This window comes from Arthrobacter sp. B055-34, from assembly GCF_059090425.1.
This window is the reverse complement of record NZ_JBNHFQ010000012.1, coordinates 57,887-76,372: the sequence shown is the minus strand read 5'-3', so window position 1 is coordinate 76,372 and position 18,486 is coordinate 57,887. Positions and strand designations below refer to the sequence as shown.

Annotated in this window: 14 protein-coding genes and 1 pseudogene; 5 read left to right on the top strand and 10 right to left on the bottom strand. The window is 64.9% G+C overall.

The window, feature by feature from the left end:
- A complete protein-coding gene (locus AC5RWO_RS19190; protein ID WP_498733203.1) occupies positions 1 to 1,083 on the bottom strand; it encodes a thermonuclease family protein in 1,083 nt (360 codons plus the stop codon).
- Between the two features lie 319 nt (positions 1,084 to 1,402).
- Between AC5RWO_RS19190 and AC5RWO_RS19185 the strand changes: the two are divergent.
- Together AC5RWO_RS19185 and AC5RWO_RS19180 are read left to right on the top strand one after the other, a co-directional pair.
- Positions 1,403 to 1,561 (top strand): annotated as a pseudogene (locus AC5RWO_RS19185) (DinB/UmuC family translesion DNA polymerase); the annotation flags it as partial.
- Between the two features lie 120 nt (positions 1,562 to 1,681).
- Positions 1,682 to 2,494, top strand: coding sequence for an IclR family transcriptional regulator (locus AC5RWO_RS19180; protein ID WP_498733202.1), 813 nt, complete (start codon positions 1,682 to 1,684; stop codon positions 2,492 to 2,494).
- Positions 2,495 to 2,763: 269 nt separating this feature from the next.
- Here the strand turns inward: AC5RWO_RS19180 and AC5RWO_RS19175 are convergent, their stop codons facing one another.
- The 6 genes from AC5RWO_RS19175 to AC5RWO_RS19150 form a co-directional block, all read right to left on the bottom strand.
- A complete protein-coding gene (locus tag AC5RWO_RS19175) occupies positions 2,764 to 4,356 on the bottom strand; it encodes an aldehyde dehydrogenase (NADP(+)) (RefSeq protein WP_498733200.1) in 1,593 nt (530 codons plus the stop codon).
- Positions 4,357 to 4,652: 296 nt separating this feature from the next.
- Positions 4,653 to 5,093 carry an ester cyclase gene (locus tag AC5RWO_RS19170; protein ID WP_498733198.1) on the bottom strand — a complete coding sequence of 147 codons (441 nt, stop codon included), beginning with the start codon at positions 5,091 to 5,093 and terminating at the stop codon, positions 4,653 to 4,655.
- On the bottom strand, positions 5,090 to 5,641 hold the full coding sequence (locus tag AC5RWO_RS19165; protein ID WP_498733196.1) for a flavin reductase family protein: 552 nt from the start codon (positions 5,639 to 5,641) through the stop codon (positions 5,090 to 5,092). The genes AC5RWO_RS19170 and AC5RWO_RS19165 overlap by 4 nt, the downstream gene beginning before the upstream one ends.
- Before the next feature lie 13 nt (positions 5,642 to 5,654).
- On the bottom strand, positions 5,655 to 6,179 hold the full coding sequence (locus AC5RWO_RS19160) for a flavin reductase family protein (RefSeq protein WP_498733194.1): 525 nt from the start codon (positions 6,177 to 6,179) through the stop codon (positions 5,655 to 5,657).
- Positions 6,176 to 7,477: a flavin monoamine oxidase family protein gene (locus tag AC5RWO_RS19155; protein WP_498733192.1), complete on the bottom strand. Its 1,302-nt coding sequence runs from the start codon at positions 7,475 to 7,477 to the stop codon at positions 6,176 to 6,178. Before AC5RWO_RS19155 ends, AC5RWO_RS19160 begins: the two co-directional genes overlap by 4 nt.
- A gap of 36 nt (positions 7,478 to 7,513) precedes the next feature.
- Positions 7,514 to 8,914, bottom strand: coding sequence for an LLM class flavin-dependent oxidoreductase (locus tag AC5RWO_RS19150; protein ID WP_498733190.1), 1,401 nt, complete (start codon positions 8,912 to 8,914; stop codon positions 7,514 to 7,516).
- Positions 8,915 to 9,405: 491 nt separating this feature from the next.
- Between AC5RWO_RS19150 and AC5RWO_RS19145 the strand changes: the two genes are divergently transcribed.
- Complete coding sequence (locus tag AC5RWO_RS19145) at positions 9,406 to 11,118, top strand: BCCT family transporter (RefSeq protein WP_498733188.1); 1,713 nt, start codon at positions 9,406 to 9,408, stop codon at positions 11,116 to 11,118.
- Between the two features lie 199 nt (positions 11,119 to 11,317).
- On the opposite strand, the gene AC5RWO_RS19140 is transcribed toward AC5RWO_RS19145, so the two are convergent.
- From AC5RWO_RS19140 to AC5RWO_RS19130, 3 genes are read right to left on the bottom strand one after another with little or no spacing between them, the layout of a single operon-like run.
- A complete protein-coding gene (locus AC5RWO_RS19140) occupies positions 11,318 to 13,054 on the bottom strand; it encodes a cobaltochelatase CobT-related protein (protein WP_498733186.1) in 1,737 nt (578 codons plus the stop codon).
- 4 nt (positions 13,055 to 13,058) lie between these two features.
- The gene (locus tag AC5RWO_RS19135) at positions 13,059 to 14,027 is read right to left on the bottom strand and encodes an AAA family ATPase (protein WP_498733184.1); all 969 of its coding nucleotides are present in this window, start codon (positions 14,025 to 14,027) and stop codon (positions 13,059 to 13,061) included.
- A 2-nt stretch (positions 14,028 to 14,029) separates the two neighbouring features.
- The gene (locus AC5RWO_RS19130; RefSeq protein ID WP_498733182.1) at positions 14,030 to 14,869 is read right to left on the bottom strand and encodes an IclR family transcriptional regulator; all 840 of its coding nucleotides are present in this window, start codon (positions 14,867 to 14,869) and stop codon (positions 14,030 to 14,032) included.
- A gap of 194 nt (positions 14,870 to 15,063) precedes the next feature.
- Between AC5RWO_RS19130 and xsc the strand changes: the two genes are divergently transcribed.
- Both xsc and AC5RWO_RS19120 read left to right on the top strand, forming a co-directional pair.
- Positions 15,064 to 16,872 carry a sulfoacetaldehyde acetyltransferase gene (gene xsc, locus AC5RWO_RS19125; protein WP_498733180.1) on the top strand — a complete coding sequence of 603 codons (1,809 nt, stop codon included), beginning with the start codon at positions 15,064 to 15,066 and terminating at the stop codon, positions 16,870 to 16,872.
- 142 nt (positions 16,873 to 17,014) lie between these two features.
- A complete protein-coding gene (locus AC5RWO_RS19120; protein WP_498733176.1) occupies positions 17,015 to 18,406 on the top strand; it encodes an NAD(P)/FAD-dependent oxidoreductase in 1,392 nt (463 codons plus the stop codon).
- Positions 18,407 to 18,486: the final 80 nt, after the last annotated feature.

Sequence of the window (18,486 nt, the reverse complement as noted above, 5' to 3'; positions counted from 1 at the left end):
CTAGCAGGGCTTCCAGCTCTTGCCGCCCGGTGCATAGCAGCGCGGACCGTTGTATCGCGGGTATGGATCCTGCTGAGCAGGAGCCGGAGCCGGCGCGACATTATGTTGTTTCGGCGCTTCGTAAGCCGGTGCTGGTGGCGCTGGCGGTGCAGCAGGGGGTGCGGCGCGCCGAGCAGCTTCCGCTTCGGCTGCCGCTCGAGCTGCAGCTTCTGCCTCCGCGGCCGCGCGTGCGGCGGCTTCCTCGGCTGCCTGTGCGGCAGCTTTTTCCGCCCGTTCTTCAGCGCGGCGCTTCTCCTCTGCCAGCCGTGTCTTCTCGGCCGCCTTGGCCTTGGCAGCAGCAGCCTTCCGCTTCTCCTCCGCCTTGACCTCGGCGGCGCGTTCCTCGAGTGCCTTGTGCTGCTTATCGGCCGTGGCGAGGGAGCGTCCCAGCTTCTTCTCGGAGTCAGCGGCAGCCGCTGCGCCCAGAGCTGCGACCACCACCGCGGCTTTCGCATCGTTGACGAGGCCCCGTACCGTTGAAGCGGCGGCAACGGTCGTTCCGAGCGCCGCTGCCGCCGCCGCAATCTCGGCCGACGTCGCTGCGTCCCCCGGCTCCACCGGTGCGGCAAGCGCAGCGATCTGCGCTTCCGCGAGGACAGCAGGGCTGCAGGCCAGCCCTTCCTGGAACAGCCCGGCCTTGTTTTGCGCCGCCTCGTCCTGGGCGGCTTTGACGTCGTCGTAGTATTTGTCGTTTGCGCCGAACGTGACAGCCGTGCCGAGTCCGACGCGGGCGATCGAGGCGTTCACCAGTTCGTCGCCGACAAATGCTGCTGCCAGGACGCGATCAAACCGGTCCGTCTTCTCCTCGTCGAAGCGCAGCGTGACGGTCGATCCCGGCGGCAGCTTGTTTTGCAGGAACTCCGTGGCCTCCGGACCTTGGCACTCCACAATCTTGTTCGGGTGCTTCGTTTCCGGAGTGTCGATGTTCAGCAGGCGGACCATCTTCGTGGCTCCGCCATACTGCGCTTCGAACGTGTCGCCGTCGACCACGCGGACGACTTCCGCCTCCACTGAATCGTCCGGCGAACAAGCCGAAAGGCCCATGACGGCCAAGGCTCCGACGATGGCAAAAGCCGGAAACGAGCGAAGGCGCGCGGATAGAAGGCGCCTTGATAGACGTGCCATTGTTATTTCCCCCAACAACGAATTACTGGCGGCGCGAGCGGCCGGGCCAGAACTTGATTGTACCTTTAAGCTTTCGCCTCACCAAGGGGTTGGGCTGTTCTGTTCTAGGCCCGGACCGGCTACCTTAGCGGCGGCAGCGACCGCTCCAGCAGGCCGGTCAGTTCGCGCACACCTTCGGACTGACCCAGCCGCTCGGTGTCCAGGATCAGCGAGCGGGAGAAGTGCTGGCTCATGTCCAGACGCCGTGCGGGAACTGACGGCACGAGTCCTCAAGGATGTTGTCGCTGAAGGACGCCCCGTGGTCGGGCTGACTCTCAAGGTTCGGTACGCGCCGTTCTTTACCAAAACCCACGCGAGAAAGATTCCCGAGACACTCTCTGAGGACCAAACGGCGGCGATGAGCGAAGCATCTCGAACGTGCCGTTCATTTATTATTCGTTGACCCTAAGATGGTTGAGACAGCAACGGTGGGAACGGGGAACCCTGGATCCGCGGTTCAACCGAACGGGGAGTGAGCATGACTGCTACTAGTAACAGCGGCCGAACCAATCCCGAAGCGGAAGAGTCGGTGGAACAGGAACCGGACTTGACCAACAAGTCGGTGATCAAGGCAACCGTCCTGCTCCGTGAGCTGGGCCGGCATCCGCAGGGGGTCACCGCCACCGAGCTCGCGCAGAAGGTCGGGATGACCCGCCCGACGACCTTTCGGCTGCTCCTGACCTTGGAACAGACCGGCTTCATAGACCGGCTCGACAACCGGTATGTACTGGGCTGGGAATTGGTGCGGTTGGGGCGGCTGGCGGACCCCCATACGAGTTTGACGTCCAGAGTTCAGCCCATTTTGGCGGATGTCGCTGCCGCGCTGAACGAGACCGTCGGCTTCGCCGTGGTCAGGGGCGAGTTGGACTTTGACCTGGTAGCACAGGCTTCGGGTTCCCATCTTCTCAATGTCTCCCAGGACTACATCGGCCGTACCTATCCGCTGCATGCCAGCGCGACCGGCAAGATGGTCCTGGCCCAGCTGACCGAGGACAGGATCACCGAGGTTCTGCCTGAAACGTTGGAATCCTATACACGCAACACCGTCACGAACCGTGATGAACTCCTGAGGGAACTGAACGAAGTCCGGCAGCAGGGGTACGCGACTATCGATAATGAGCTCGAAGAGGGGCTTTTTGCGGTCGGTTGCCCGGTCAACGACGGTTCGGGAAAGTTATTCGGAGTCCTGACCGCGAACGGACCCTCGCAAAGAATGAAAACGGGCCGGTTACCTGCAGCAGTCGAAACCCTGCGCGAGGCAGCAGAAAGGATTTCGGCAGCCTTGGTATAAGCAGGCCAGAGTCTGCTCAGACAGCGCCGGGCATCTGTCCCGGCCGGTCCCGGGGCTCAGTCTTGCCAATGTTGGGCAGTTCCGGCCTTGGCTGACCAGAAGCAGGCCCCCACCCCGATGCAGGGGAGGGGGCCATGGCTAGTCGGGTCCCATTACCGCAGGCGCGGAATGGTGCAGCAGACGGCGCCTTCCGTCAACTGAATCACCTGCAGCGCTTTAGCACGCCCTTAGTGCTGTTCACACAGATTCTTCGGACTGCCCAAGGCCGGTCAGACCTTTGCATCGACCGTTTCTACCACACCATCCATCAGACGGTTGAGGTTCCAGGGGTTGTTGTCCTGCACCGCGGCGGGCAGGAGGTCCTGTGGAAGGTTCTGGTACGCGACGGGACGTAGGAAGCGGTTGATGGCCAGGCTTCCTACGGATGTCGTCCGGGAGTCGGAGGTTGCGGGGAAGGGACCGCCGTGGACCATGGCGTGCCCGACATCGACGCCGGTAGGCCAGCCGTTGACAAGGATCCGACCCACTTTTTGTTCCAGGGCAGGGATGAGGCGTGCTGCCGTCGGATAGTCTTCTTCCGTGATCTGCAGCGATGCTGTGAGCTGGCCCTCCAAACGGTTAATGGCGTCGATGAGATCTTCTGCCGTCGAGTAGCGGATGACCAGGCTGGCGGCGCCGAAGATCTCCTCGTGCAGGACGGGGTTGGTCATAAAGTCGGTGATGTCGGTGCCGTAGATGGTAGGCGCGGGAGCGTTCTGGGTTGTGCCTTCGGTGCCGTTGCCCACGAGGCTGACATTGTCGGCTGACCCGAGGGCCGCGGTGCCGGATTTCCAGGATCCGGCGATCGCTTCAGTGAGCATCGTTTGGCCCGGGCATGCCGAGACGGCGCGCCCGACGGCGGCGGCGAGTTTATCGCCGGTCTCACCGTCTGGGGCGAACAGCAGCCCGGGGGATGTGCACAGCTGTCCCGAGCTTCCCGTGACGCTGGCGACATACTGCTGTGCCAGGGCATCCACGTCGCCTCTAAGTGCACCGGGGAAGACGAAAACGGGATTGAGGGAGGACATTTCCGCATACACGGGAATGGGCTCCGGCCGGGAGGCAGCGGTTTGCATCAGGGAGAGGCCGGCTGCCCGGGAACCGGTGAAGCCGACAGCCTTAATAACGGGGTCCGCGACGAGGGCCTGGCCGATGCTGATGCCGGGGCCGTAGATCAGTGAGAAAACGCCGGGGTGCAGTCCTGTATCTTTGACGGCTTTGGCGATGGCCTGGCCCGTGAGTTCCCCGGTGCAGGGGTGGGCGTTGTGGGCTTTGAAGATCACGGGGCATCCGGCAGCCAGGGCCGAGGCGGTGTCGCCGCCGGCGGTCGAGAAGGCCATGGGGAAGTTGCTGGCGCCGAAAACGGCGACCGGGCCGAGCGGGATCTGCCGCTGGCGGATATCCGGCCGCGGCAACGGGGCCCGGTCGGGAATCGCCGGGTCAATCCGGACGCCGCGGAAGTCACCCTTGCGGACGACGTCGGCGAAGAGCCGCAATTGGCCGGTGGTGCGGTTCCGCTCGCCTTGCAGCCGCGCGGCGGGCAGGCCGGTTTCGCGGCTGGCGCGGGTGATCAGTTCTTCACCGAGGGCGTCGATGTTCTCGGCGATGGCTTCCAGGAAGTTCGCATGCGTGTCGGGATCCAGGGTGCTGAAGGATTCGTAGGCTTCGGCGGCAGCCCGGGTGGCGGTCTTCAGCTGGTCCTCGGAGATCAGCGTGTAGGCGGGTTCGAGCTGTTCATTGGTGGCCGGGTCAAAGCCAAAGGTTGTGCCGTGTTCGCCGACGGCCTGTTGCCCGGCGATGATTGAATGTCCGGTGAGTGCCATGTGTTCTCTCCTCGCGGTTGATGGTTGATATCTGCTACGGCCACACGCGTGACGGGGGCCGTGCGGAAACGCTTGTTCAGCGGGGACGCCGGTATACGGCCAGTCCGCCGCTTTGGTTGATCATGATGCGCCCAAGCCCGTGGTCCTGGATGATCCAGAGGGTGCTGCCGTCCCAGTGGGAACCGGCCGGCCGGTTGGCCGGTGCCGGCGCGTGTTAAGAAGGGTGGCCATTTTTGTTGCGTTGTTCCTTCTATTCTTCGGCATCAAGCCGGTGCGCAGACACTGCGGACGGGCTGTTAACGTGCGAGGCGTGTGTCCGTAGTGTTGCCGCTTCCCAAGTGCCAGATGCCGAGTGCGGAGAGCAGGTCGCGGGGGTCCCAGACGACCCATTCCTCTGCGAGTTTTTCTTCTTCGAAGCGGAGGAAGGATGCGCCGGTGACGGTAACGCGGCGGCCGGTGGCCGGAACGTCCATGAAGCTGCCCTCATGGGTGCCCATGGTTTGCCAGTGAACCGCTACCTTCGTGCCGTCTTCGATGATCTCCTGTATTTCCGTGGTGGAATCCGGAAACGCGGTGTGCATGGCCTCGATGGTCTTTTGCAGGCTGGCATAGTCTTCGCTGCCTGACTTGGATTTGCGGACATAGCCGGGAGCGAGAATCTGCTCAAAAGCGGCTAGGTCTCCGTTGCCCCAGGCGCCGTTCCAGGCTTTGAGGATGGTTTCACGTCGGGTGGTCATGATGCGCTCCTGGCTGGTTCGGGGACGGGGATTTCGATGGGCTGGTACTGTCCGAACTTGCCGCCGCGGAACAGCAGGGCGTCGCCGTCGCCTTCGTCCATGTTTGTTACGGCTCCGACCACCATGTAGTGGTCTCCGACGACGACTTCGGCGGTGACGACGCAGTCGATGTAGGCGGTCGCGCCGGTCAAGTGTGGTGTTCCGAGAGGGCCTGCAGCGCAAGGAAGGCCTTCGAACTTCTGCGGCCCCTTGCGGGAGAGGGACCGGCAGATGCTGATCTGGTCATCGGCAAGAATGTTCGCGGTGAAGTTCTGGAGCTTGCGCAGTTTCGGCCAGGTTGACGAAGACTTGTCAACGCAGAACATGACCAGCGGCGGTTCCAACGACAGGGACTGGAAAGTACCTACGACCAGACCGAGTTTCTCGTCGTTGTCGTTGATACCGGTAATGGCAACAACGCCGGTCGGCAGTTTTCCAAGGACCTGGCGGTAGTAAGCAGGAGTGATGTCGTTGTCGGGGGTTTTCTCGGTAGTGGGGGTGATATCCATGTCGGCTTCCTTTTTAGTAGGACGGAGAGGCGTTGATTTCGCTGATGCTTCCGAAGCGGCCGCCCTGGAAGATGAGGGGGTTGCCCTCACCCTGCGTCATGTCCAGCACGCTGGCGATGACGATCAGGTGGTCCCCGGCAGTGATCTGCTGCTCTAGCCGGCAGTCGAACCAGGCCAGTGAGCCGTGGATATGCGGGGTTCCCCATTCGGATTCGGACCAGTCCAGGGTGCTGAGCTTGTCCTCCCCTTTGGCGGAGAGTGTGCGGCAGATGTGCTGCTGGCCTTCGGCGAGCAGGCTGATGCCGAAGCGGTCGGCTTTGGCAATCTTCGGCCAGCTCGTGGAGGTGTGCGTGACGCTGAACGTCACCAGGGCCGGGTCCATGGACAGCGAGGCGAAGGTCCCCACGATCATGCCGTTACGGCTCCCGGTGAACGGGTCGCTGGAGCAGATGGCGGCGACTCCGGTGGGCAGGTGCCGCATCACGGCCCGGTAGTGGTCCGGGGTGATCGGTCGGGTTGCTACTGCTGTGGCGGTCATGATTCCTCCTTCAGTTCTGCGTGGATGTTGCGCGAAGCGCGGAGGCCGGATTCGATGGCGCCGTCGAAGAAGCCGGCCCAGATGTTGGCGATGTCGCTGCTGGCGAAGTGCAGGGCGCCTTCGCTGGCCTGCTGTGCGGCGTGGTATTTGGTGAGCTGGCCGGGGCGCTGGATCTGCCAGGTTTCCCCGGCGTATTCGTCGTCCATCCACTGGTGGCCGGCGACCTCGAGGACCTCCAGGTCGTCGCGCCAGACCTTGACGGCTTCCTGGACCTGGTCTTTGTCGGTGACGTCGATCCGGGTCGAGTCCGCGCCGAAGCCGACCAGCACGGCGTCGGTGTCGGTGACGAATTCGGTGCGGATCACCGACAGCGGCTTGTCCTGGGCCGAGTAGGCGAAGAACGGCTTGATCGGTCCCTTGACCCGGATCCAGGCCTTGACACCCTGGGAGGCGGTCTTTTCGCGGCTGGCGGCGAGTTTGCCTTCGGACAGGGCGGGCTGGACATCGAGCTTGTGCAGGATGTTCTGCGGCAGCGTGATGACGACCTTCCTGGCTTGGATTTCCTGGCCGTCGCCGTAGGAGACGGTGGCTCCTTCGTTGGTGTGTCGGACGGCGGTGACCGGGACGTTGAGGCGGATGTCGGTTTCGGTGTCTGCGGCGATGGCCTTGGGCAGCGTGTCGTTGCCGTTCTTGATGCGGAAGATCGCCGAGGCCTCGTGCATCAGATGCCAGTGGCCGGAGGACGCCGCGGTCCAGCGCAGGGCGTTGACGTAGGCGCACTGGTCCAGGGGTCCGTTGAAGTGGCCGACCCAGGCGGCCTCATTCGCGTTGCGCTCGTCCTCGGAAAGGTCCAGCTTGTCCAGCATCTCCTGCAGGCTGTACTGGTCGGCCTCGGCCAGGTCCGGGTTGGTCAGCGGGGCGTCCGGGCGGGGCAGCCACTTCATGGTGTCTTCGAGCAGCCGGGTCATGCCCGGGTCGATCAGGTTCATGAAGTCGTCCAGGGTGCCGCGGCGCACTTCGTTCCCTGCCAGCCAGAACGTTTCCTCCGATCGGGGGCCGCGGGAGACCTCGAGGCCGTAGCGGGTGACTTCGGCCCAGACATGCGGCTGGGTCCAGTGCAGCCAGTTGCCGCCGAGTTCCAGGTTCCGGCCCAGCCGGTGGTCGGTCCACAAGCGGCCGCCGATGCGGTCCCGGGCTTCCAGGACGACCACCTTGTGGCCGCGGCTGGTGAGCTCGCGGGCTGTGATGAGGCCGGCGATACCGGCACCGATAACGACGACGTCGGTGTGTTCAGTCATTGAAATTCTCTCCGTTGATTGGAAATTGTTGCTGGATCAGCGGGCGGCTTGGCTGAGGTGCTGGGCGCGGTGCCCCGTAGCGGGATGGGATTCCAGTGTGTACTTGTGGCCTGGGAAGAGCTTTTCGCGCAGGGTCACCGGCTCCTGGTCCTCGGCAGGGGCCGGGGAAACCAGTCCCTGGGCGCGCAGTTCCGGCAGCGCCAAGTCGATGAACTCTTCCCAGCCGCCGGGCTTGGTGATGTAGCTGAGGTTGATGCCGTCGATGTCGGCCTCGTCGCGCCAGCGGCGCAGCTCGGCGGCGACCGTCTGGGGCGAGCCGACGATGGTGGAGCCGGTGCCTCCGACGGCGAGGAATTCGGCGATCTGGCGCGGGGTCCAGTCCCGATCCGGGTCGGCCTTGGAGAACATGTCCACCATGGACTGTCCCGCCTTCGTTCCGACCGACCGCAGCGGGGTGTCCAGTTCGTAGTCGGACATGTCGATGCCGGTCCATCCGCTGAAGCGCGCCAGGATTCCGTCGATCGGCGCGTTCTCCACGGCCTTGCCGTACTTGGCCTGGGCTTCTTCGTCGGTGGGTGCCACCACGACGGTGAGCAGGATGATCACCTTGACGTCGCGGGGGTCGCGGCCGGCGTCGACCACTGCCTGGCGGAGCTTGGCCACTGTGCGCTTGGCGCCCTCTACGGAGGTGCTCTGGATGAAGACTGCTTCGGCGTGCTTGCCGCCGAATTCCATGCCCCGGGAGGAGGAGCCGGCCTGGAACAGCACGGGGGTCCGCTGCGGGGAAGGTTCGCACAAATGGAAGCCGGGCACCGTGAAGTGCTCTCCGGCATGGTTGATCGGGTGCACCTTGGCCGGGTCGATGTACGTGGCGGACTCGCTGTCGCGGACCACGGCGTCCTCTTCGAAGGAGGATTCCCAGAGCTTATAGACGACGTCCATGTACTCGTCGGCCATGTCGTAGCGCTCCAGCGGGGTGAGCTGCTGCTGCTTGCCGAGGTTGCGGGCGGCTGCCTCTGAATACGAGGTCACGATGTTCCAACCCACTCGCCCAGAGGTGAGGTGGTCCAGGCTGCTGAACTTGCGTGCCAGCAGGTAAGGCGGCTCGTAGGTCGCTGAGCAGGTCACCCCGAACGTGAGGTGCTTCGTCACTGCAGCCATGCCACTGATCAGGACAGTCGGGTCGTTGATCGGGAACTGTGCGCCGTCGCGCAGTGCAGCATCCCCGTTCCCGCGGAACACATCGTGGTAGCCGACATTGTCGGCAAAGAAAATGCCGTCGAAACCGGCCTTCTCAAGCATCTGCGCGACACCGGTCCAGTACTGCAGGTCGGTGTAGCGGTGGCCTTGGTCGCCTTCATTCCGCCAGGTACCGGACGTCAGATGCGTCGGGGCGAAAACGTCAAAAGCGAACAGGCTCATTGGACGGTTTTTCATAGCGAGGTGCTTCCTTAGGACAGGGGAACGGATGACGCGAACGGCGATGTTCACATGATGAACGTTGCGTTCAATTTATATGTCGTCCCCGTCACTGTCAAGAGTGACTTGAGTTACTTTTGCTCTTGTCATGCCCTGGCGGGATCCGGCCCGAATGTCCTCGTCCGGCCCTCGGGAACCACGGAGCCGCAAGGGGTCGCGCGCCTGTAGGCATCGGCGGGAAATATTTTAGAAGTCGTTGACTAAGAGTTGTGACCCATGCCATATTTGAGCATCACGTTCATCAAATGAACACCTCAGCTCGACCATTCAACGATTCCCGTTCATGACAGCGTTGGCGCCGCGTGCGCCTGTTGGTTTACGAACTAGGGACGTCCCCCGTGTACATATCCCACAATTCCGAACGCCATAAAACAGCACTGCAGCCACCCGGAACCGGACAGGCGGCCGACAACCACCGCCTACCGTGTTCGTCAGGAAAGAGAACAACTGTGTCCCTTCATCAAAATCCGCAGGACGACCTGCGATCCACCGGCCTGCTGAACCGTACGCCGAAGCCCCGAAGGCAGGCAGCGCTTAAGCTGGGCGTTGCAATACCGGCATTCGCAATCATCTCCGGACTGCTCCTCTTTGCCATCCTTTTTCCCGATGCAGCAGCTGCGGCACTGGCAAGTGCGCAGACAGGTGCAATCGATTCCCTGGGGTGGTATTACGTCGTGGCCGTGACGGTATTCGTGGCGTTTTCCCTCTGGATGGGCTTCGGCCGCTTCGGCAAAATACGACTCGGCAAAGACGGCGAAGCGCCTGAGTTTTCAAGAATGTCCTGGATAGCCCTGCTCTTTGCCGCCGGCATGGGAATCGGCCTTGTCTTTTGGGGAGTTGCCGAACCCCTTAATCACTACGCCTCCCCCCGGCCAGGCACCTCGCAGGAACCCGCTATGGTCGCCCAAGACGCCATGACGCGGACCTTTCTGCACTGGGGAATCCACGCATGGAGCATCTATGCCGTTGTTGGATTGGCCGTCGGTTACGCCGTGCACCGCAAGGGCCGGCCCATCTCCATCAGATGGACGATGGAGCCCCTGATGGGCAAGCGGATCAACGGCAAATGGGGCGATACCATCGACGTTATCGCCCTGGTGGGAACCGTTTTCGGTGTAGCAACTTCCCTCGGCGTGGGCGTCCTGCAGATTTCCTCCGGCTTGGATTCTGCCAACATCGCCCAAGCCACCGAGTCCACCCAGGTTGCGCTGATCGTGTGCATCATGGGACTGGCTCTCATATCCGTCTTGTCCGGTCTCAACCGTGGCATGAAATGGCTCTCCAACACCAACCTGATCCTTGCCGGGGTCATCATGCTTTTCGTGCTCTTCACCGGACCAACCCTCTTCATTCTGCGGACCTTCATCGATGCGACGGGCAGCTACCTTCAGAACGTTGTCGGCATGAGCTTCGACACGCTAGCCTTCAACGGCGCTGAAGGCGCGGACTGGCAAGCTGCCTGGACTACGTTCTATTGGGGCTGGTGGATGTCCTGGGCTCCATTCGTCGGAATATTCATTGCCCGCATTTCCCGGGGACGAACAGTCCGCGAGTTCATTTTCGGAGTGCTGTTGATTCCGGCTGGCATCGGCCTTCTCTGGTTCTCCGTCATGGGAGGCACCGCTCTCCACCGGGAAATGTTCGGTGCAGGCGGACTCATCGCTACCGACGGCAGCGTAGAAACCGAAAACGCGCTGTTCGGCATGCTCTCCGCACTGCCCGGCGGCCCCGCACTGATCGTGGGAGCAATCGTTCTCATCGCCATCTTCTTCATCACCTCCGCCGACTCAGCAGCGCTCGTCATGAGCGTCATCGTCACCGGAGGAGATCCCGAACCTCGCCGCTGGATCCGCGTCTTCTGGGCCGCACTCGTTGCCGTCATCGCAGCCGTACTTCTGCTCGTCGGCAACGACGGCCTATCCACCATCCAAACAGCGGCCATACTCATCTCCGTGCCGTTCAGCGTCATCATGCTGCTGATGTGCGTCGCAACCTACATTGCTTTTCGGCGCGAACTTCCCTCACCCGCGGCGTTTCAGCATAGAGACGCTACCCATGCAACGACACCTGCCCAAACAACCGATGGAAGTCTGTCCGACCAAACCGTACCCGATGAATACGACAGCCGGCGCAGAGAGCCGCTGCCGGATCTCCAGGCATAATTGACTGCCGCTTTGGGGGTGGAAGCAGCAAACTCCCATCCCCAAAGCGCGGTAACTAGTTGACGGAATTTAGACAGCAGCCCGACAAACCGATAGCGGCGCGTATGTTCTGTACGGCTTAGTCGTGGCCAGACTCCGGTGCTGGTTGTGGCTCGGCCCTGTCAGGGATTCTCCGCGTTAGAGCGCTGATGGCCAGTCCTTACCGCAGCGGCGGCAGCGACCGCTCCAGCAGGCCGGTCAGTTCGCGCACACCTTCGGACTGACCCAGCCGCTCGGTGTCCAGGATCAGCGAGCGGGAGAAGTACGGGCTCATGTCCAGACCGAGGCCGACGCCGAAGACGTTGACCGCGCCGGAGTCCTCCAGTTCCCTGACCACGGTGGCCAGGTGCTGCTGCAGGTAGTGCTCGTCGTTGGCCAGCGCAGTGGCGCCGTCGGCTGGGCTGCCGTCGGAGAGGACAATCAGGATGCGGCGTTGCTCCGCCCGGTCGGCCAGCCGGCGCGCGGCCCACTGGACCGCCTCGCCGTCGATCCCCTCGCGGTAGAGCGTGGTCTTCAGCAGGGCCGCGATGCCGGGCCTGGCCTTGCGCCAGTTGGTGTCCGCGTCCTTGAAGACGAGGTGGTTGACCTCGTTGAGCCGGCCCGGGCGGCGCGGGGAGCGGGCGCGTTTCCAGTCGCGCGCGGCCTTTCCGCCGTTCCACGCCCCGGTGGTGAAGCCCAAGACCTCGGTGGCCACGCCGATCCGCTCCAGCGCGCGCAGGAAAACGTCGACGTAGGCCGCGATGCCCTCGCCGTGCTGCTTCATGGAGCCGGAGCAGTCGATGAGGAAACTGACCACGGTGGCGGGCCTAGCCTCGTGCCGCTCGATCTGGAAGAGACGGCGTTCGGCGGGGGAGCAGACCAGCTGGCTGAGCCGGGCGCCATCGATCATTCCTTCTTCCTGTCCGCTGTTCCAGCCCGAGGTCACCGGCACGCACAGCAGCGGCTCGAGCCGCCGCGCCAGCAGGGCCACGTTCACGCCGTTGTCCGCGATCCGCTTATCCAGCCGGCGGCGGTAGTCGTGCAGCAGCTCGGGCCGCACCAACGAGGCGGCGCGCTGGACCCGGTCATAGGCGGTGGTGAAGGCGCGGTAGGCCCCGCCGTCGTCCGCCAAGGTGGGGCTGGCACCCGAGGCCGCGGTCTCCGGCAGCCAGGCATCTTCTTCGGCATCCACCAGCAGGCTGAACTGCTCGCGGGTCTTCCGCGCGGAGCGTTCGGCGCCGCCGTCGTTGTCCGCCTGCACGGAATCGGCGAGGGAGTCAATAACGACGGCGATCGCCAGCGCCGCCTCGGCGTAGTCCGCCTGGCGGGTGCGCGTCCGCCGCAGCAGGGCGAGGTCCGCGCCGAGCAGGGCCGAGAGTCTGCCGCGGGTCTGCTCGATCAGGTCCTCGGTCTCGGCGACAACGGGCTCGCCGGTCACGCGAGACCGGCAGACCTGGGCCACGGTGTAGAGCAGCAGGCCGAGGGACGTCTCGGTCAGGCCGGAGCGGTGGAACTGGGTGGACCAGGCCTCGTGCCGCACCCGCAGGTTGCGGACCACGCCAGGCTGGTTGGCCAGGGACTCCGCCCGGAACTGCTCAAGCAGCTCGAACACCAGCCGGGACGTCTGGCCGGCGGGCCGTAGCCGGGCGTGGAGCGAAGCGTCCGAGTGCAGCAGCCGCAGCGCCATCCCGTCCGCCGCGCCGCGGAAGGAACCGAAGCCGTCGGAAGAATGGTCCGGGTACAAATGCGGCGCGTTCAGCGGGAGCACGGCGCGGCCCCGGTAGAGGTGGTCGCCGCGGAAGTCCAGGGCCGGGTCTGCGGCCAGCGCGCGGATGCTCGCCGCGCAAAGCTGCCGGATCTGCTGCTGCCGGCGCCGGGCGGCCGTATCTGATGTCCCCGTGCGATCTGCCGTCAGCATAGGATCAGGCGTACGCGGGGGCGAGCTCGAAGGATTCCTCGAGTTCGGCGTCGAAACAGCGCTGGAAGTATTCGGCTACCACGGTCCGCTCCGACTCGTCGCACTTGTTGACGAAGGAGAGCCGGAAGGCCAGCGCAGGGTCGCGGAAGACCGCCACGTTCTCGGCCCAGCTGATCACGGTCCGCGGGGACATCAGCGTGGACACGTCGCCGGCCAGGAAGCCCTGCCGGGTCAGGTTGGCCACCTCCACCATCGACGCCACCAGCGCCGTGCCGGGTCCGTCCGCCAGGGAAGGAACCCGGGACTGGACAATGGCGATCTCCTCCGCGGCGGGCAGGTAGTTGAGCGAGGCCACGATGTTCCAGCGGTCCATCTGCGCGTGGTTGAGCCGCTGGACCCCGTGGTACATCCCGTTCAGGTTGCCCAGCCCCACCGTGTTGGAGGTGGCGAAGAGCCGGAAGCCGGGGTGCGGGCGCAGCACGCGATTCTGGTCCGTCAGCGTGAAGGAGCCGTCCCGCTCGAGCAATCGCTGGATGACGAACATGACGTCCGGCCGTCCGGCGTCGTACTCATCGAAGATCAGTGCCATGGGCTGTTGCAAGGCCCACGGCACCACACCCTCCTGGAAGCGGGTGACTTGCCGGCCGTCTTCGATCACCACGGTGTCCTTGCCCACCAGGTCCAGCCGGCTGATGTGCCCGTCCAGGTTCACCCGGATGCACGGCCAGTTCAGCCGCGCGGCCACCTGCTCGATGTGCGTGGACTTGCCGGTGCCATGCAGCCCCTGGAGCAGCACCCGGCGGTTGTGCGCGAAGCCGGCCAGCAGCGCCAGCGTCACATCGTGGTTGAAGCGGTAGGCCGGATCGATCTCCGGCACGTGCTCGTTGGGCTCGGGGAACATCGGCGCCATCAGGCCGCTGTCGATGCCGAAGGCGTCGCGGGCCGAGACCATCAGGCCGGGGCGGAACTCCATGCTCATCCTCCTGCCAGTGAGAGGGCGAGGGAGGGCCCATCGGACATTTGCTGTTCTTCGATCCGGCCCAGCGTTTCCGCCGCGGCGCGCAGCGAGGGGAGCAGGCCGACCAGGTCCTCCGAGGACATCCGGACAATGGGCGCCTGGACCGCCACGCACATATTGGAACGCGTGGTTGCGTTCGGGACGAGGACGGCGATGCAGACCAGACCGTCGAGGAATTCCTCGCGGTCCAGCGCGTAGCCGTCCAGCCGGATCTGCCGCAGTTCCTCCTCCAGCAGCGCCGGATTGGTCTGCGTATGCCGGGTGAAAACCTTCAGCGGCTGCATGGCGATCACGCGCTCGCGCTGCGCGGGGCCGAACTGGGACAGGATCATCTTGCCGCTGGCCGAGCAGTGCACCGGCACGCGGGAGCCTGGGCCCAGGTGGATGCGCAGCGGCTCGGTGGTTTCCACCCGGTCCAGGTAGATCACCTCGTTGCCGGAGAGCGAGGTGATGTTGCAGCTTTCGCCGATCTCGTCCACCAGGCTCTTCAGCACTGCGTGCCGGGAGCCGTGCCGGGTGTCGTTGAGCAGCACGTCCTCGGCCATCCGCCGCATCCGGGCACCGGTGCCGTAGTGCTTGCCGTCGCTCTGGCGCATCAGCAGGTCCGCGCTTTCCAGCTGCTGCAGCATGCGGTGCAGGGTGGGTTTCGGGATCCCGGTCTGGTCCACCAGGGACTGCAGGGTGAAGAGCTGGTCGCGCGTGGTGATGAACTCCAGCAGGGCGAACAGCCGCAGTGCCGGCGTCTCGCCCTGGACGCTGCCTACCGGACCGAGGTCCGGCTCCGTCAAGCCTTCCATGATGCCTCCTTGCCGAGATAATGTTCCGCTGTTTCAAAAAATAGTATCATCGGGAAGAAAAAACGGAATATGTGTTGACCAATGTGATGCAGACCGCATATGTTGGTGCCAGTCCCGTTTTCGGGAGCAATCCGAACCATTTTTTGGAACTTCCTATCGCCCAATGCGGCGGCACGATTCAAAGGAGAGTTGTTATGAGCGAGCAGAACACGGGCCGGGAGGTCGTCCAGGGCGTGCAGAAGATGACCCCGTCGGAGGCCTTCGTCGAGACCATGGTCGCCAACGACGTCACGGACATTTTCGGCATTATGGGCTCGGCCTTCATGGACGCCATGGACATCTTCGCCCCCGCCGGCATCCGGCTGGTCCCCGTGGTCCATGAGCAGGGCGCCGCCCACATGGCGGACGGCTACGCCCGGGCCAGCGGCCGCCACGGCGTGGTGATCGGCCAGAACGGCCCCGGCATCAGCAACTGCGTGACCGGCATCGCCGCCGCCTACTGGGCGCACAGCCCGGTGGTCATCGTGACCCCGGAGGCCGGCACCAACGGCATCGGCCTGGGCGGCTTCCAGGAGGCCAACCAGCTGCCCATGTTCCAGGAGTTCACCAAGTACCAGGGCCACGTGGTCAACCCCGCCCGCATGGCCGAGTTCACCGCCCGCTGCTTCGACCGCGCCATGAGCGAGAACGGCCCCACGCAGCTGAACATCCCGCGCGACTACTTCTACGGCGAGATCACCACCGAAATCCCCAAGCCCCGCCGGGTGGACCGCGGCGCCGGCGGCAAGGAAAGCCTGGAGGCGGCGGCGGAGCTGATCGCCACGGCCAAGGCCCCGGTCATCGTCTCCGGCGGCGGCGTGGTCATGGCCGACGGCGTGGAAGAGTGCAAGGCGCTCGCCGAACGCCTCGGCGCCCCGGTGGTCAACAGCTACCAGCACAACGATTCCTTCCCCGCCAGCCACCCGCTCTGGTGCGGCCCGCTGGGCTACCAGGGATCAAAGGCGGGCATGAAGCTCATCTCGGAGGCCGACGTCGTTATTGCCCTCGGTACCCGGCTGGGCCCGTTCGGCACGCTGCCGCAGTACGGCCAGGCCTACTGGCCCGAGAACGCCAAGATCATCCAGGTGGACGCGGACCACACCATGCTCGGCCTGGTCAAGAAGATCGACGTCGGCATCTGCGGCGATGCGAAGGCCGTCGCCACCGAACTCACCCAGCTCCTCGCCGACCGCAAGCTCACCAGCGACGCCACCAAGGCCGAGCGCGCCGCGCGGATCAAGGCGGAGAAGGACGCGTGGGAGCAGGAGCTCAGCGCCTGGACCCATGAGCAGGACGAGTACAGCCTGGACGTCATCGAGGAGGCCAAGCACGAGGAGGGCAACTGGCTGCACCCGCGCCAGGTCCTGCGCGAGCTGGAGCTGGCAATGCCGGAGAACGTCATGATCTCCACCGACATCGGCAACATCAACTCGGTGGCGCACAGCTACCTGCGCTTCGAGAAGCCGCGCAGCTTCTTCGCCCCGATGAGCTTCGGCAACTGCGGCTACGCCCTGCCCACCATCATCGGTGCCAAGGCAGCCGCCCCGGAGCGTCCCGCCGTGGCCTACGCCGGCGACGGCGCCTGGGCCATGAGCATGGGCGAGGTCCTCACCGCCGTCCGGCACAACATTCCGGTCACCGCCGTCGTCTTCCGCAACCGCCAGTGGGGCGCGGAGAAGAAGAACCAGGTGGAGTTCTACAACCGCCGCTTCGTCGCCGGCGAGCTCGATAACGACGGCGAAAGCTTCGCCGAGATGGCCCGTTCCATGGGGGCCGAGGGCATCGTGGTGGACCAGTTGGAGAACGTCGGCGCCGCGCTGAAGGACGCCCTGAACGCCCAAATGAACGACGGCGTCACCACGGTCATCGAGGTCATGTGCACGCGCGAACTGGGCGACCCGTTCCGCCGTGACGCCCTGAAGAAGCCGGTCCGGATGCTCGAGAAGTACAAGGACTACGTCTAAACCGGGCACCGGTCTGAAGCAGCCGGACCGAAGCAGCTCCATCTAGCAGGACAGGCAGGCCGGTGCCCCATGAGGGTGGCACCGGCCTGCCGCGCACACAACACAGGATTGGCACCAACTGACGCACTGATCGGAGAACACAATGGGCAACTCGAAGGCGCCTGAGCAAGTAGTGGTGGTAGGCGCGGGCATGGTGGGACTCTCCACCGCCTGGTACCTGCAGGAACGCGGCGTGCAGGTCACCGTCGTCGATAAGGAAGGCATCGCCGCCGGATCCTCCTGGGGCAACGCCGGCTGGCTGACCCCCGCGCTGACCCTGCCCCTGAGCGAACCGGCCGTCCTGAGCTACGGCCTCAAGGCCATGCTCGATCCGTCCTCCCCGCTCTACATCCCGCTCTCCGCCAACCCGCAGCTGCTGCGCTTCCTGATCGGCTTCGCCCGCCACTGCACCCCCGGCAAATGGCGCGAGGCAATGGAGGTCTTCACCGAGGTCAACCGCATCGGCATGGACGCCTACGACGAACTCGCCGACGGCGGCAACCTCCTCAGCACATCACATCAAACAACGACGACGGCGGCCGGCACCGCCGGGAGCAGCGCGGCCTCCGGCACTACCGGGACCACCTTCGCCGGCGCCACCACCATGACCGCCACTGCTCCAACCGCCGACGGTGGGGTCCGCGAGCCCACCAAGGTCGCCGATCCCTTCCTCGCCGGCTTCGTCTCGCACAAGCACCGCGATGCCCTGGTCCACGAGTTTGACGCGGTGCGTCGCGCCGGCGGCACCGTGGACTACAACCTGGTGGACGGCGACGAGCTCCGCGCCCTGGAACCGACGCTGGGCTCCGGCGTCCGGGCCGGCGTGCAGATCCGCGACCAGCGCTTCATCAACCCGCCCAAGTTCATGGAGTCGCTCGCCGAGGCCGTCAAGGCGCGCGGCGCCGAGATCGTCAGCGGCTTCGACGTCGTGGACATCCGGGACGACGGCACCGGCGTCCGCGTCATCGCCGCCGACAGCCGCCTGCTGCAGGCCGACAACGTGGTCATCGCCAGCGGCGCCTGGATGGGCAAACTCGCCCGCCGCTTCGGCGTTAAACGCGTGGTCCAGGCCGGCCGCGGCTACAGCTTCACAGTGGTCCCCGAAGTCATGCCCACGCACCCCATCTACTTCCCGGCCCAGCGCGTAGCCTGCACCCCGCTCGGGGACCGCTTCCGTGTGGCCGGCATGATGGAATTCCGCGACGCCGACGCACCACTGGACCCGCGCCGGATCAAGGCCATCATCGACGCCGCCACGCCGATGTTCAAGGGCATCGACTGGCAGGACCGCAAGGAGGAATGGGTCGGCTCCCGCCCCTGCACCACCGACGGACTGCCACTCATCGGCACCACCAAGTCCTCCCGCGTCCACGTCGCCGGCGGCCACGGCATGTGGGGCGTCGCCCTCGGCCCGCTCACCGGCAAAATGCTCGCCGCCTCCATCACCGGCGACAGCACCCCCGGCGTCATGCGCCGCTTCGACCCATTGCGCTGACCCACTCCCATACAACCGGCGACGCTGGCGGCTGGTCTCCCATTCCCGGGTTCAGTCGCCAGCGGCGCCCTATGCCAATT

What these genes read in the sequence shown, in the direction of transcription:
- AC5RWO_RS19120 (WP_498733176.1), top strand. Translation starts at nt 17,015, where the DNA reads ATGGGCAACTCGAAGGCGCCTGAGCAAGTAGTGGTGGTAGGCGCGGGC.
- AC5RWO_RS19160 (WP_498733194.1), bottom strand. Translation starts at nt 6,179, where the DNA reads ATGACCGCCACAGCAGTAGCAACCCGACCGATCACCCCGGACCACTAC.
- AC5RWO_RS19130 (WP_498733182.1), bottom strand. Translation starts at nt 14,869, where the DNA reads ATGGAAGGCTTGACGGAGCCGGACCTCGGTCCGGTAGGCAGCGTCCAG.
- AC5RWO_RS19180 (WP_498733202.1), top strand. Translation starts at nt 1,682, where the DNA reads ATGACTGCTACTAGTAACAGCGGCCGAACCAATCCCGAAGCGGAAGAG.
- AC5RWO_RS19190 (WP_498733203.1), bottom strand. Translation starts at nt 1,083, where the DNA reads ATGGGCCTTTCGGCTTGTTCGCCGGACGATTCAGTGGAGGCGGAAGTC.
- AC5RWO_RS19165 (WP_498733196.1), bottom strand. Translation starts at nt 5,641, where the DNA reads ATGGATATCACCCCCACTACCGAGAAAACCCCCGACAACGACATCACT.
- AC5RWO_RS19170 (WP_498733198.1), bottom strand. Translation starts at nt 5,093, where the DNA reads ATGACCACCCGACGTGAAACCATCCTCAAAGCCTGGAACGGCGCCTGG.
- AC5RWO_RS19140 (WP_498733186.1), bottom strand. Translation starts at nt 13,054, where the DNA reads ATGCTGACGGCAGATCGCACGGGGACATCAGATACGGCCGCCCGGCGC.
- xsc (WP_498733180.1), top strand. Translation starts at nt 15,064, where the DNA reads ATGAGCGAGCAGAACACGGGCCGGGAGGTCGTCCAGGGCGTGCAGAAG.
- AC5RWO_RS19150 (WP_498733190.1), bottom strand. Translation starts at nt 8,914, where the DNA reads ATGAAAAACCGTCCAATGAGCCTGTTCGCTTTTGACGTTTTCGCCCCG.
- AC5RWO_RS19175 (WP_498733200.1), bottom strand. Translation starts at nt 4,356, where the DNA reads ATGGCACTCACCGGACATTCAATCATCGCCGGGCAACAGGCCGTCGGC.
- AC5RWO_RS19155 (WP_498733192.1), bottom strand. Translation starts at nt 7,477, where the DNA reads ATGACTGAACACACCGACGTCGTCGTTATCGGTGCCGGTATCGCCGGC.
- AC5RWO_RS19135 (WP_498733184.1), bottom strand. Translation starts at nt 14,027, where the DNA reads ATGGAGTTCCGCCCCGGCCTGATGGTCTCGGCCCGCGACGCCTTCGGC.